The 13,467-nt window shown below is 58.1% G+C and carries 11 protein-coding genes; 2 read left to right on the top strand and 9 right to left on the bottom strand.

Translation table 11 applies throughout. The annotated features are described in order from the left end of the window. Positions 1–205 precede the first annotated feature (205 nt). Entirely contained in the window at positions 206–604 is a 399-nt protein-coding gene (locus ROI90_RS17325; RefSeq protein WP_315999619.1) for a hypothetical protein, read from the top strand. An 86-nt stretch (positions 605–690) separates the two neighbouring features. On the opposite strand, the gene ROI90_RS17320 is transcribed toward ROI90_RS17325, so the two are convergent. After that, entirely contained in the window at positions 691–2,211 is a 1,521-nt protein-coding gene (locus tag ROI90_RS17320; protein ID WP_315999618.1) for a glycine--tRNA ligase, read from the bottom strand. Positions 2,212–2,590: 379 nt separating this feature from the next. Between ROI90_RS17320 and ROI90_RS17315 the strand changes: the two genes are divergently transcribed. Continuing rightward, the gene (locus ROI90_RS17315; RefSeq protein ID WP_315999617.1) at positions 2,591–3,997 is read left to right on the top strand and encodes an inorganic phosphate transporter; all 1,407 of its coding nucleotides are present in this window, start codon (positions 2,591–2,593) and stop codon (positions 3,995–3,997) included. A gap of 195 nt (positions 3,998–4,192) precedes the next feature. Here the strand turns inward: ROI90_RS17315 and ROI90_RS17310 are convergent, their stop codons facing one another. From ROI90_RS17310 to ROI90_RS17275, 8 genes are all read right to left on the bottom strand, one after another. Continuing rightward, positions 4,193–4,675, bottom strand: coding sequence for a hypothetical protein (locus ROI90_RS17310; protein WP_315999616.1), 483 nt, complete (start codon positions 4,673–4,675; stop codon positions 4,193–4,195). Between the two features lie 60 nt (positions 4,676–4,735). Then, positions 4,736–5,227 (bottom strand): DUF4385 domain-containing protein, encoded by a 492-nt coding sequence (locus tag ROI90_RS17305; RefSeq protein ID WP_315999615.1) that lies wholly within the window; start codon positions 5,225–5,227, stop codon positions 4,736–4,738. A 1,127-nt stretch (positions 5,228–6,354) separates the two neighbouring features. Further along, positions 6,355–7,986, bottom strand: coding sequence for an Ig-like domain-containing protein (locus ROI90_RS17300; RefSeq protein ID WP_315999614.1), 1,632 nt, complete (start codon positions 7,984–7,986; stop codon positions 6,355–6,357). 233 nt (positions 7,987–8,219) lie between these two features. Then, a complete protein-coding gene (locus tag ROI90_RS17295; protein ID WP_315999613.1) occupies positions 8,220–9,122 on the bottom strand; it encodes a class I SAM-dependent methyltransferase in 903 nt (300 codons plus the stop codon). Between the two features lie 246 nt (positions 9,123–9,368). Next, a complete protein-coding gene (gene mnmG, locus ROI90_RS17290; RefSeq protein ID WP_315999612.1) occupies positions 9,369–11,237 on the bottom strand; it encodes a tRNA uridine-5-carboxymethylaminomethyl(34) synthesis enzyme MnmG in 1,869 nt (622 codons plus the stop codon). Between the two features lie 262 nt (positions 11,238–11,499). Beyond that, the gene (locus ROI90_RS17285) at positions 11,500–12,228 is read right to left on the bottom strand and encodes a GNAT family N-acetyltransferase (protein ID WP_315999611.1); all 729 of its coding nucleotides are present in this window, start codon (positions 12,226–12,228) and stop codon (positions 11,500–11,502) included. 235 nt (positions 12,229–12,463) lie between these two features. Next, on the bottom strand, positions 12,464–12,949 hold the full coding sequence (gene ybeY / locus ROI90_RS17280; protein ID WP_315999610.1) for an rRNA maturation RNase YbeY: 486 nt from the start codon (positions 12,947–12,949) through the stop codon (positions 12,464–12,466). A 21-nt stretch (positions 12,950–12,970) separates the two neighbouring features. Further along, the gene (locus ROI90_RS17275; RefSeq protein ID WP_315999609.1) at positions 12,971–13,432 is read right to left on the bottom strand and encodes an ATP-binding protein; all 462 of its coding nucleotides are present in this window, start codon (positions 13,430–13,432) and stop codon (positions 12,971–12,973) included. Between the last annotated feature and the right edge of the window lie 35 nt (positions 13,433–13,467).

Raw genomic sequence — 13,467 nt, 5'->3', positions numbered from 1 at the left:
CCCGGCAGCTACGCGGTGAGCGTCAGCAAGTAAACCTTCATCGGGCTAAAAGCGGTGTACAACGAGGCAGTTAGGAAAACTCATAGATTGTTCAGAATATAGGGAACAATTTATGCCTTATTCTACGTAATCATCCTCATTACAAGGTGTTGCGCACGATAGTAATTGAATTATTCCGCGCTACGCTTGTTGTTTTCCTTTTGCCATGACCTTGTACAATTCCCCGGACGCGTCCCTGACGTATAATCCGGTTTCCGAAACGCTGCACCTGAGCTATAATGCCACCCGCTTGTCGGTATCGTTTGGCCAAGCCTACCACCGCGCCCTGGAGGAAATGCTGGCCCAGAACGTAGGCAAGCTGCTGCTGGACCTGAAGCGCAACGCCCCGCCCACGGATGAAGCCGACGAACTGCTTGGCCCCCTGACCGATGTGCTGGCCGACCAGTCCCACCGCCCCCTGTTCATTGCTGCCGTGGTGTCGGAGGGGCAGTACCAGTACCAGATTGGCAATTCCCTGGCCTCCACTTCTCTGCCCCCGGCCCGCGTGGAGTTCAACTACTTTACCTCCCGCCGCGACGCCACCCAGTGGTTGAGCGAAAACTAACCCGCCCCTTTACACCACTTGCCTGATATCAAAAACGGCCGCCGGATTGCTCCGGCGGCCGTTCTGTTTTTCCTGGTTAGCCAGCCCTATAGGTTCTCGAAAATGCGCGAGAGACTTACGGCTTCGCCAATGTAGCCACGCAGCTCCGAGATGGGCATGCGCGTCTGCTCCCGGGAGTCGCGGTGGCGGATGGTGACGGTGTTGTCCTCCAGGGTCTGGTGGTCGACGGCAATGCAGAAGGGCGTGCCGATGAGGTCCTGGCGGGTGTAGCGCGTGCCGATACTGTCCTTCTCCTCCACCACCAGGCGGAAGTCGTGGCGCAGCGAGTTGTAGATTTCGTTGGCTTTCTCAGGCAGGCCGTCCTTCTTCACCAGCGGGAAGATGGCGGCTTTCACCGGCGCTACGGCCGGGTGCAGGCGCAGCAGCTTGCGGGTTTTGGTTTTCTGCTCCTCGCCTTCGCCTTCCGTAATGGTTTCCTCCTGATACGCCTGGCAGAGCGTGGCCAGAAACAGGCGGTCGGCCCCAACGGAGGTTTCCACCACGTAGGGCACGTAGTTGCCGTAGGGCTTGCCGGTTTCGGGGTTGAGGTCGTTGTCGAAGTAGTTCTGCTTTTTGCGGCTGAACTGCTGGTGCTGGGTCAGGTCGAAGTCGGAGCGGGAGTGGATGCCCTCAATTTCCTTGAAGCCGAAGGGGAATTCGTACTCGATGTCCACGGCGGCCTTGGCGTAGTGGGCCAGCTTTTCGTGGTCGTGGAAGCGGAGCTTGTCGGCGGGCAGGCCCAGCACCTCGTGCCAGCGGCGGCGGGCGGCTTTCCAGTGCTGGTACCACTCGCCCTCGGTGCCAGGGCGCACGAAGAATTGCATTTCCATCTGCTCAAACTCCCGCATCCGAAAGATGAACTGCCGGGCTACAATCTCGTTGCGGAAGGCCTTACCAATCTGGGCAATGCCAAACGGCACCTTCTGCCGCGCCGACTTCTGTACGTTCAGGAAGTTCACGAAGATACCCTGGGCAGTTTCGGGGCGCAGGTAAATTTCGCTGGAGCCCTCGGCCACCGCGCCCATCTGGGTCGAGAACATCAGGTTGAACTGGCGCACATCGGTCCAGTTGCCGGTTTTGCTGATGGGGCAGAGGATTTTCTCGTCGATGATGAGCTGCTTTACGCCGGCCAGGTCCTCGGCCGTGAGCAGGCGGCCCATTTCAGTCAGCAGGGTTTCGGCGCGGGCTATTTCCCCGTTTTTCTCGTACTCGGCGGCTTTGTCTTCGAGCAGCACGTCGGCGCGGTAGCGCTTCTTGCTGTCGAGGTTGTCAATCATGGGGTCCGAAAAGCCGTCGACGTGGCCGGAGGCTTTCCAGGTGGTGGGGTGCATGAAGATGGCCGTGTCAATACCCACCACGTTCTGGTTGAGCTGGGTCATGGCCTTCCACCACAGCTGCTTCAGGTTGTTCTTGAGCTCCACGCCGTTGGGGCCGTAGTCGTACACGGCAGCCAGGCCGTCGTAGATTTCGGAGGAGGGGAACACGAAGCCGTATTCCTTGGCGTGCGACACGATTTCGGCCAAGGTGCCTTCGGTGGTGTTAGCGGCGGGTTGCGCGGGTTTGCTCATGCTGTCAGTAGTGAGTAATACGTAATGAGTAGTGAGTAGTCAGCACCGGATGGCCGGCAAGCGGCCCGTCTTCCGGACAACAGATGGTAGGCAATACTCTGTACTCACTACTCCCGTCTCAATTCTAAGTCAAGGGCAAAAGTAGCCAAAGCTTTACCTACCGTACTAGTCCGGCCCCCAGAAAGGCGGGTGAGCGGCTGCTTTTCAGTAATTTACTGACTCTCACTCCCGCGGCCTGAACCTGCCATCGGTTCCTGCGTTTAGCGGCTCGAATGGCACGGCAGCCGACCAGTGCGGTAACAATTTCATAATCTTGTGCCCCCTTGGGGCGGCAGTACCTTTGGTTGCCGAAATCTGAATTCTCACCAACCTCCCCTTTATGTTTGGCTTAGAGCCTCATGTGCTGTTGCTGCTGATTGCCTGTTTGGTAGCAGCCTGCGCGTTTGAATTTGTAAACGGCTTCCACGACACGGCCAACGCCGTGGCTACGGTTATCTACACCAACTCGCTGCGGCCCTGGGTGGCCGTTATCTGGTCGGCGTTCTGGAACTTCGTGGGTGTAATTGCCGGTGGTATTGGCGTGGCCATGAGCATTGTGTACCTGCTGCCCGTGGAAAGCCTCGTGGATCAGAACGTGTACCACGGCATTGCCATGGTGGGCGCCCTCATTGTGGCGGCCATCATCTGGAACGTGGGTACCTGGTACTACGGGCTGCCCTCCTCTTCCTCACACGCCCTTATCGGGTCCATTCTGGGGGTGGGCATTGCCTTCTCGCTGCTGCCGGGCTCCAATGGCTCGGCCGTGAACTGGGGCAAAGCCGGCGAAACCGGCCTGGCCCTGCTGATTAGCCCGCTGTTTGGCTTCTCGCTTACCATTGTGCTCATGTTTCTGCTGCGCCGCTTTGTGAAGAACAAGGCCATCTTTAAGGAGCCGCACAAGCGCAAACCCCCACCCATCTGGATTCGCCTGATTCTGATTGCCACCTGCACGCTGGTAAGCTACTTCCACGGCTCCAACGACGGGCAGAAGGGCGTGGGCCTGATTATGCTGATTCTGATTGGCATCGTGCCCATTCACTTCGCCCTGAACTCCAAGCTCAACCCCCTGGATATGCGCGACTCCCTGACCCGCGTGGAGCAGGTGATGGGCAAAATCAACGCCGCCGAGCTGGGCGAGGCCGACCGCAAGCTGCTGGCCGAGGTGCGCACCCAAACCAACGCCCTGGACCAGATTTTCGCCGGCAAAACCGACGTGAAGCAGCTGCCGGAGCAGGCCCGCTTCGAAATCCGCAAGAGCATTCTGCTGCTGTACAACCGCGCCAAAAAGCTCACGGCCAGCGAAAAGCTGCCCCTCAGCTCCGCCGACCGCAAAGTGTACGAGGACAGCATTGCCGAAATGCGCACCTTCACCGATTACGCGCCCTGGCAGGTTTCGCTGATGGTGGCCCTGTCCCTGGGCATTGGGACTATGATTGGGTGGCAGCGCATCGTAAAAACTATTGGGGAGCGGATTGGGAAGGAACACCTGACCTACGCCCAGGGCGCTTCCTCGGAGCTGGTGGCCGCCGTTATGATCGGGGCTACTACCCAGTTCGGGCTGCCCTCCTCCACCACCCACGTACTGTCGTCGGCTATTGCGGGCAGCATGGTGGCCAACCGGGGCATCAAAAACCTGAACCCCCAGATGGTGCGCAACATTGCCCTGGCCTGGGTGCTCACACTGCCGGTTACCATGGTGCTGGCAGGCGGCCTGTTTTTGCTGCTCCGCACTATCATGCCTTCATAAGCTGCTCTTGAAAACACACAAAAAAGCCGCCCCGGTACCGGGGCGGCTTTTTTGTTGATAAGCTGATTCTCAGCGGGGTGCTAGTCAGGCTAGTAATGCCTCCCAGGTTGGGAAATCCTGTTGAAAACTCCCGATACTTAGCACGTTATCCACTTATCAACAGGCAAAACCTCTAATTTTGTGGATAACTATGCGTTATGCGGGCCATTGCACTTCCAGCTCGTCATTGATAAACACTCCGAAGTTGACGAACTGTAGCTCATCCTCATCGAAGTAAAGGTCAATCATTTCCTTTTCGTAGGAGATGCGCATCTCGCCGGTGTCCATTTTCTCCACTTCGCTTTGCTCGTGGCCGTGGCGCTTCATCAGGTCCTGAATTTCCTGGGGGCTCTTACCGTGAATGGCTTCCCCGTAGAGGCGGATACCGGGGTGGTCGGTTTCGATGCAGCTCAGGCGGTAGTCGTCTTCCCGGTCGAAGTACAGGGAGTAGCCTTCCTCCAGGTAGTTCCAGGCCTGGTGCTCAAACTCGTCGTCGTCCTCTGATTCCTCAATTTCCTCGGGCTCTCCCATCAGGGCGCGTACCTCGTCCATGGAGGCGCCAAACTTCAAGGGCCCCATGCCTACGCCGAGGCTGATTTCGTTTTCTTCGGTGCTGGATGGTTGGGCTGGGTTCTGCATAGCCGATGTGGGGTGAAGGGGGTAGTAGTTCTGGAAAAGTAAAGGTAGATGTCTGGAAAGTTACTTTCCGTACTGAGTCTCAAATTCGGCCCGCTGGCGCAGGTACTCGGGGTGATGCTTGGCCTCATCCCAACAGCGTTTAAAAATGGCGGCGGCCTCCGCCTTTGCAGGATCTTCGGGGGTGCGGGGCAACTCGGCGCGGCCATGGCTACCACTCTGGCCTTTTTTGTCATCGGGTACGGGGCCGTCGTACTTTTTGCCTCCCTTGTGGTTGGCATAGCGCCGGGCCCGGGTAAAGCCCATCTGTAAAAATTTGCGGGCTATATCGGCACCCACGAAGTCGTGCTGCTTCAAATACGCCTCAAACAGCGCGTAAATCTTCTCCGACGACTCCTGGGCTACCTCCGGTGTCCGGAAGCGCCAGAAGGGCAGAATCTCGCTCTTATAGGGCTCTACCAGCAACACTCCTTGCTCACCCTTACCCACCCGGTACAGTTCCGGATGCTGGCGGAAGTCCGTAGCATGGAAATCGAGGGTGTAATCAAAGGGCATGAGAGGGGCAGGGCGGGTGGCGGAGTACTATACGCCTGCTAGAGCAAGATGGCTGTTTATTCGCGCTATTACGCCTCCGCAAAAGCTACGGCTATTCACAATAAACCGTGGATAACCAACCCGTTATCCACATATTCATACAACGTTATCCACTTTTTCAACCAGCCCCCTGATACCGGCTGTTGTGAGACCAGAATAGGGGCCTGCATTAACAGTCAAGGCTTCAGCACCTGGACACCCTCATCTTCGGGCTAGGTTTTGCAACGCGGCGCTTGAGGATGCGCATTGCTCCTACCGGCCTGCAACTGACGCACTGCAACGGTGAACTTCGGCGCAACTCTGAATTGGATGCACTAACTACTGCGGGCTTACTTCTGCTTCGAGTCGCTTAGGCCAATTTAGGACGAGCAAGGGCACGGCCCGCTTTTCCACAGGTTAATAACTTTTAAAAATCTTTTTATTTAAAAATCTCTTTTTATCCCTGTCGTTAGGGCTGTTTATAAGTGGATAAAAAATGAGGGTTATCCACGGCGTGGGTAACATGTGTACAAGAGTAGAGTTATCCACCGTCTGCCAACAGGGTGTGTGGATATCATTTCCATGGTTATCAGTTAGTTAAATAAGTTTTTAACTATTCACATAGGCTGTTAGAAATCCACAATTCACATCCACAACGGTATGTGGATTGTTAGATTTTCGGGGGATAGTTATCCACTGCTATCCACAGCTTTTGTACATACCCAAGAGGGTGTCGGAAAGGGCTATCCATCCAAAAATACTTTTCCGCAACTTCTCCACGGGTTATCCCCAGGTTTCCCACTATTATCCACAGGTTACGCCGGTTAGCGGTTTTGGAGTGGATAAGTGCTGTGGATTGCTGTTTTCGAAATAGTGAAAACGCCACCAGCAAGGAGCCACGCGGGTTTTGCTATGTGGATATCTAAAACGCCCCGCCCCTATATAGTCCAGAGTTGCACTTTACGGGCTTACCCCCCAATCAAGGTGTTTGTTCTGCGAGACGATGGGCCAGCAGAGGTCAATGCCTGACTCCAAACTGGCTAAAAACAAGCCCGCCCAACTCCGGCAAAACGGAATTGGGCGGGGCAACGGTTGGCGCCGGCGGCCGGCTAAAAGCTCAGGGTTTCCACGTTGTCGAAGTTGGAGCGCACCTGTATGGTTTTGGGAAAGAGGAATACGGGTTCAGCGGGCCGGCGCAGCTGCGGGTCGCCGCCCTGCCAGCGGCCATCCTGGTTAGTGTCAATAAGGATGCGGATACGGTAGGTGCCCGGCGGCAGGTTATCAAAGCGGTAATTGCCCTTGGGGCTATCCAGCACGAGCTGGATGTTGCCGGCAGCGTCCAGCAGCTGCACCCAGAAACGCTTGGCCGTGGTTTGAATGGGGCCGCTGAGGGTGCCGGTACTCGTTTGCTCGGTTACCCGCAGGCGCAACGGTTTCAGGCCCAACGACTGCCCCGTGATGCTGCGGACCACGGCACTATCCAGCAGCAGCGTAACGGTTTTGCGGGCCGTGGTATTCAGGTTGATGCTGAGCGTGGAGCGGTCAGGACCGAGCTGTCCATCAGCCGGAAGCTGCAAAGGGCGGCGTTTCAGGGAGTCTTCCAGCAGCGTGCCAATGGGTTTGCCAGGGGTGAGCACCACCGGTTCAGTAAACACAAACTTCACTTGGCCCTGGCGGTACACTTCCTTGGGGCTGCCTTCTACGGTGTAAGCAATGCCCCGCTTAGTGGGCGGGTTACCTTGGAAGCGCACGGCAATAGTGTCGCGGCCGGTATTGCCGGCACTATCGGTAGCCGTGAGCAGGAAGCGGCCTTCCTGCAGCTGGGGGGTGCGGTACAGGATGGCGGTGCGGCCTTTTTCGGTGAGCTGCAGGGCGTCGTTGAGGCCGGCCGGGGCTGTTGCTGCTCCTAAGGGGGCCAGAGTCAGCTGCTGCACGCCCTCATTGTAGCTCACCCGGAAATCGGTAGGGTTGGTTTTCTGGGTAGTAACCAGGGGCCGGCGGGTATCGGGGCGGGTGAGCAGGAAGCGCACTGAATCGGTGCGGCCGTCCACCGTCAGCAAATCGGGCAAGTAGGCAATCTGCTCGGGCTCCTCGTAGCGGTTGTTCTGGTTTTTATCGAGCAGGGCGTAGGCGCGGTAGCGGGCAGCCTTCAGGTAATTCAGCTCAAACCGGCCGGCCTTGTCGGTGCGGGCCAGGTAGGTGGGGCGGCCGCGCTGCACAGTGGAGGTGTCGGCCTCGGGGTAGAGCAGCACTACGGCGTTTTCTACGGGCTGCTGGCTGAGTACGGCCTGCACCGTACCGCGCACCGAGGCGGAGTCCAGGTCGGGGCCGGTACTGAAGCTGACGATGGCCTTGGCCGCCGGGTTGCTTTCCGTAATGTCGCTGATGGAGTTGCCGAAGTTGAAGGAATAGGTGGTGTTGGCCTTCAGCGGCTTCTCGTAGGTGAGGGTAATGGCCGTGCGCTCCTCCCTGATTTTGTAGGGGTTGTCGTCGCCGATGATGGGGGCCACAATCAGGTTTTTGGCCAGGTCTTTCAACTGCACCTGCTCCGAGAACTCCAGCCGCACCGACTGGCCCTGGTAGTTGCGGGTGCCGTTGGCGGGTACGCTGCGGGTGAGTTTGGGCGGAATAGTATCCCGGACGCCGCCCTCCGGCGAGCTGATGGCCGCGCACCCGCTAAGCCCCGCAGCAGCGGCAAACAACAAAAACACGGAGGTGCGGGCAAAAGCAAATGGCGGCATTGCGAAGCAGGCAGGTGTAAGAAGGACGAAAAGCCGGTTTCGGCAGCAGCCCAACCGGCGCTTCCGAACTCCTAAGGTACGCGGTGTAACGCGGCAAGGGCCTAAACCTGTCATTCCGGGTGAAGCAGAAAATCCGGAAGTACCCTGCGGTAGCCTTCGGCTTTCATGCCTGACCCGGAATGACAACTTTTTCAGTAGCAGCGTAGTAGCCTCCCTCCTACCCTCCTACCCTCCTACCCTGCTGCCGGCCGCTTATGGGCCACGTAAATCAGGCTGCTGTACTGCCCTTCGTGCTGGGCCGCGTACTGGTTGGATTTGTAGCCCGCCTTCAGCACTGTAAGCATGCCGCCGCCCCGCTCGGCCCGGTGCTTCTCGCTGAGCATACTCACGTAGTAGGCATCCAGGGGCATGGGCAGCACTTCCTCCACCTGCATCTTGTGCTTTTTGAGCAGCTGGGTCATGGTTTTGGGGGTGAAGTGGTAGAGGTGGCGCGGTACATCGTAGGCGGCCCAGTCCTGGCGGTAGTGCTGGGCGTCGAGGCTGTCCACGTTGGGCACGGCAATCATCAGGATGCCGTCGGGCTTCAACAGGCGGATGAGCTGCTGCAGGGTTTCGTTCAGGGTATGAACGTGTTCCAGCACGTGCCAGAGCGTAATGGCATCAAAGCTGGCCGGCTGAAACTGCACCAGGCTTTCCACCCCAATGGGCTGCCCTACCCGCTGGCTGGCCTCCTCCCGGGCGCGGGCATTGGGCTCCCAGCCGGCCACCTGCCAGCCGTTGCTTTTGGCCGCAGCCAGAAAGTGTCCCGTGCCGCAGCCGTAATCCAGCAACCGGCCCTTTTTAGCCCGCTTATTCAGCAGAGCTACCTTGCGGCGCATGGTGAAAAACCGGGCCACCTTATAGGCCTGGTTGATCATCCCCCCTGCCCCGCTGTTGTGTGACACGTACTCCTCCGACTCGTAGTAGCGGCCGATGTGGGCTTCGTCGGGGCGGGGGTTGGTGAACTGGAACGAGCAGGCCACGCACTGCTGAATGGCGAAGCTCTCCTTGCTAACCGACTTGTCCTCGACGACCAGCTTGTTGCGGAACTCCGTTTTGCCACACACCGGGCACTTCTCCAAACGCTCGTAAATCACAGATGCTCGCTGATTAGTTTGATTTCGCAGATTGCGACAACCAAGCTACTAAAGGAATCAATAGCCGGACGAAGATACAAAACCAAACCGGCCGCAGAATCCGAAAGAATCTGCGGCCGGTTTTGGTAGTAGAAACGCCATTGACCAAGCACGTCATTCCTCGCTGCACTCGGAATGACAGCTAGCCTCGGGCGAGATTTCTCGCTCCGCTCGGAATGACGTGCTGGTTGCTCAGGATGACAACCACTATCGTCCCAGGTACACCATCAGCACCGACACGTCGGCGGGGCTCACGCCGCTGATGCGGGAGGCCTGACCCAGGGTTTCAGGCTGAATCTTGAGCAGCTTTTCGCGGGCTTCGTGCGAGAGGGCAGGCATGGCGGTGTAGTCGAGGCGGCCCTGAATCACGAAGTTTTCCAGCTCCTGCACGCGGGCGGCCTGCTGGTGCTCCTTCTCCAGGTAGGCCTCGTACTTCACCAGAATTTCGGCCTGCTCCAGCGCGTCGGGGCGGTATGGGGCCAGGGCCAGGGTGAGCTCGGGCAGCACGCGGGCCAAAGCCGGTAGCTCAATGCCGGGGCGGCGCAGTAGGTTCACGGCGCGGGTTTTCTCGCTGATAACGGCCGAGCCGATTTCCGTGAGCCAGCCGTTGATTTCCTGGGGCTCAATGCCGAAATTCTTCAGCAGCTTAGCTACGGCCTGGGTCTGCTGCTCCTTTTCGCGCACCAGCTGCATGCGCTCCTCCGAGGCCAGACCCAGGGCATACCCAAGCGGGGTCAGGCGCAGGTCGGCGTTGTCCTGGCGCAACAGGAGGCGGTGTTCGGCCCGGCTCGTGAACATGCGGTAGGGCTCGTCGGTACCTTTGTTCACGAGGTCGTCGATGAGCACGCCGATGTAGGCTTCGCTCCGCTTCAGGATGAACGGTTCCTTGCCGTGCACCTTGTTGTGGGCGTTGATGCCGGCCATCAGGCCCTGGCAGGCGGCTTCCTCGTAGCCGGTGGTGCCGTTGATCTGGCCCGCAAAGTACAAGTTCTGGATGCGCTTGGTTTCCAGGGTGAGCTGCAGTTGGGTCGGCGGGAAGAAGTCGTACTCAATGGCGTAGCCGGGGCGGAACATCTTCGCGTTTTCGAAGCCGGCAATCTTGCGCAGGGCGCGGTATTGCACGTCTTCGGGCAGGCTGCTCGAAAAACCGTTCACGTACACTTCCACCGTGCTCCAACCCTCAGGCTCCACGAAAATCTGGTGGCGGTCCTTGTCGGCGAAGCGGTTGATTTTATCCTCTACCGAAGGGCAATAGCGTGGCCCCAGACCCTTGATGCGGCCCTGGAACATCGGCGACTTCTCGAAACCTTCTTTCAGGATTTCGTGGACCTCGGAGTTGGTGTAGGTGATGTAGCAGGGGCGCTGTTTCACTAGCGCGGGCGTATCGAGGTAGGAGAACTTGCTGGGTACTTCGTCGCCGGCCTGCTCTTCCATCTTGGAGTAGTCGAGGCTGCGGCCGTCCACACGGGGCGGGGTACCGGTTTTCATGCGGCCGGCTTCGAAACCTAACTCCTTCAGCTGCTCCGTGATGCCGGTGCTGCCTTTCTCGGCCGCGCGGCCGCCGCCAAACTGCTTTTCGCCAATATGGATGAGGCCGTTCAGGAAGGTGCCGTTGGTGAGTACCACCGACTTGCCCCGAAACTCAATACCGAGCTGGGTTTTCACGCCCACAACCGTGTCGTTTTCCACTACAATGCCGGTTACGGCCTCCTGCCAGAAATCCACGTTCAGGGTTTGTTCCAGGGTCATGCGCCACTCCTCGGCAAAGCGCATGCGGTCCGACTGCGCCCGGGGGCTCCACATGGCGGGGCCTTTGGAGCGGTTCAGCATCCGGAACTGAATCATGGTTTTGTCGGTGATGAGGCCCGACTGACCGCCCAGCGCGTCTACCTCCCGCACAATCTGGCCCTTGGCCACCCCGCCCATGGCCGGGTTGCACGACATCTGGGCAATGGTGTTCATGTTCATCGTCACCAGCAGGACCTTAGAGCCCATGTTGGCGGCCGCGGCGGCAGCCTCGCAGCCGGCGTGCCCGGCTCCTACTACAATGACATCGTACTCTTCTTGCTGAAACATGAATTCGCGGATTTAAACCAACTGAGCGGTTTGAGCGGAGTGTGACTAGCGGCCAGCTAATTCGGCTGACTTTTGCTGCGGTGCACGGACCGTTTGCAGGAAACAGCCTACCCCAGGGGGAAAGTTCGCGCAGTGGCTAAACAGAAAACGCCCGCAGATGGCAGGCGCTTTGTCAGGAAAACCGTGGCCGAACGCCTCACGCAACACGCTCAAAACGTGGGCAAAGATACGCAGCGCGGCGCGTTTTTGCGCGGCCCGGCACTTACGCTTCGTCGTCAGGCGCGAAGTCGTTCTCGTTCCAATCAGTCATCAGTTCGGCCGCTTGGCGGTGTACTTCCGGCCAGGAAAACGACAGCCACTGCCCGGTCAGGCAGTCGAACACCTCCGTAGCGGCCGGGCACGGGAACAGCTTGTAGTCGAACTTGGGGTAGTTGTGGACCACATAGCCGGGGTAGTAGTAGAAGTGGCCCAGGGCGCGGGCGTGTTCCAGCTTCAGCAGCATCAGCACTTTGCCGAGGCTGAATTTGCGGTACTCGGGGTGGTAGAAGTTCATGATGCCGGCCAGCGTGCGGGCCCCGTTATCGAAAATACCCGCCGCCACCAGCCGCGCCCCATCCCGGATTTCCAGTACCTCTGTGCTGAACACGTTGTTCGGGGAGCCGGCCAGCAGAAACGCTTCCACCGTGGGCGGCGCATCGAAGGTGATGGACTGGCGGTAAGCGGCGTACAGCTGCTCCAACTCGGGCGTCAGCTGGAATGGGCGCCGCCGCACCGTAAACCGCTCGGCTACCCGCAACAGGCGGCGCTGCTCGGGGCCGTAGTGCATGCGGGCCAATTCCAGCCGCAGCCAGTGCACCGTGTGCAGTTCGCCCTCAATGGGTAGGAACCGACAGGTAAATAGGTCTTGGTGCATGCGGTAGTAGCCCTGGCCCAGGTAGTAATCCAGCGCCGGGCCGGGAATAATGCGGATAGGTTGCGGAGTAGCGGACATAGTGGAATAGCTGGGATACAAAGAACGTCATGCTGAGCGAAGCCGAGGTATGATGTTGAACGGTGTAGAGACGCAATATTTTGCGTCTCATCGTTGCTGACGTTGTTTAAGCAGCGTGGTTACGGTCGTCCAACGCCGAGACGCAAAATATTGCGTCTCTACATTGTGCAACCATCCTTTCAACAAAAAACGCCCACCGGATGGCGGGCGTTTTCATGTATCAGATCAGCGCAGTCTAGAACGTGCGCAGTAGCAGGCAGTCGTCTTCCTTTTTGCGCATGGCGGTCTGGCTGAGCAGGTCCTTATCAGCATACCCGAGCAAGTGCAGCACACCGTGAATCATCACACGGTGCAGCTCGTCGCGGAAGGTAACGCCGTGGATAACGGCATTTTCGCGCACTCGCTCCACCGAAACGAAGATGTCACCCTCAATGATATCAGCATCGTCGGCATTGTCGAAGGTGATGACGTCGGTGTAGGTGTCGTGGTCGAGGTACTCCACGTTTACCTTATGCAGGTACTCGTCGGAGCAGAAGATGTAGGTGAGCTGCACAATTTCGTGCTCGTGTACCTCGGCTACGCGCTCAATCCAGGAGGTTAAATCCTGCGCGTCGGCCAGCTCAAACTCCACTTCTTCCACAATGAATTCGATGCCGTGACTTTCGGAGCCGAAATCATCCTCGTCTTCAAATTCATTGTGCTCGGTAGGCAGGTCGCTCATGCTGACAAACAAGAAATAAAGTTAAAGGGCCGCAGCAGTACCGTTGATGGCTGAGGTAGATGACGACTCATCTTCTGAGGGCGTAGGCAGCATGAACGTGAGCTGCACATGACGGCCGTCCTTCTGAAAATCAACCTCATCGGCCAAATGGCGAATCAGGAATATGCCGCGGCCACCAGGGTTTTCCAGGTTTTCGGGGGCAGTAGGATCCGAGAGGTTGGTGTAGTCGAAGCCCGTGCCCTCGTCTTCAATTTCAAACTTCACCCGGTCAGGCTCCACGAACAGCGACAGGAACACATTCTTGTCCTTATCGAACTTGTTGCCGTGGCGGATGGCGTTGTTGACGGCCTCCGTGACGGCCACCATGATGTTGCCGTAGATGTCGTCGTCGATGTGGAAGGTATCCTTCGAGTTGTCGATAAAGCTTTCTACAACGCGGATATTTTCAACGAGGGAAGGAATCTGAATTTTGACCTGCTTCATAGAAGGGGAAAAGAAGGGGCAGCGGGTAAGGGGGT

It is taken from the genome of Hymenobacter endophyticus, from assembly GCF_032464715.1.
Lineage (GTDB): Bacteria > Bacteroidota > Bacteroidia > Cytophagales > Hymenobacteraceae > Hymenobacter > Hymenobacter endophyticus.
The sequence above is the reverse complement of the archived record's forward strand: the minus strand, read 5'-3'. Positions and strand labels throughout refer to the sequence as shown.

Excerpts from the sequence above, each read along its gene's own strand:
- ROI90_RS17275 (WP_315999609.1), bottom strand. The coding sequence starts at position 13,432 with ATGAAGCAGGTCAAAATTCAGATTCCTTCCCTCGTTGAAAATATCCGC.
- mnmG (WP_315999612.1), bottom strand. The coding sequence starts at position 11,237 with ATGTTTCAGCAAGAAGAGTACGATGTCATTGTAGTAGGAGCCGGGCAC.
- ROI90_RS17305 (WP_315999615.1), bottom strand. The coding sequence starts at position 5,227 with ATGCCCTTTGATTACACCCTCGATTTCCATGCTACGGACTTCCGCCAG.
- ROI90_RS17300 (WP_315999614.1), bottom strand. The coding sequence starts at position 7,986 with ATGCCGCCATTTGCTTTTGCCCGCACCTCCGTGTTTTTGTTGTTTGCC.
- ROI90_RS17320 (WP_315999618.1), bottom strand. The coding sequence starts at position 2,211 with ATGAGCAAACCCGCGCAACCCGCCGCTAACACCACCGAAGGCACCTTG.
- ROI90_RS17285 (WP_315999611.1), bottom strand. The coding sequence starts at position 12,228 with ATGTCCGCTACTCCGCAACCTATCCGCATTATTCCCGGCCCGGCGCTG.
- ybeY (WP_315999610.1), bottom strand. The coding sequence starts at position 12,949 with ATGAGCGACCTGCCTACCGAGCACAATGAATTTGAAGACGAGGATGAT.
- ROI90_RS17310 (WP_315999616.1), bottom strand. The coding sequence starts at position 4,675 with ATGCAGAACCCAGCCCAACCATCCAGCACCGAAGAAAACGAAATCAGC.
- ROI90_RS17315 (WP_315999617.1), top strand. The coding sequence starts at position 2,591 with ATGTTTGGCTTAGAGCCTCATGTGCTGTTGCTGCTGATTGCCTGTTTG.
- ROI90_RS17325 (WP_315999619.1), top strand. The coding sequence starts at position 206 with ATGACCTTGTACAATTCCCCGGACGCGTCCCTGACGTATAATCCGGTT.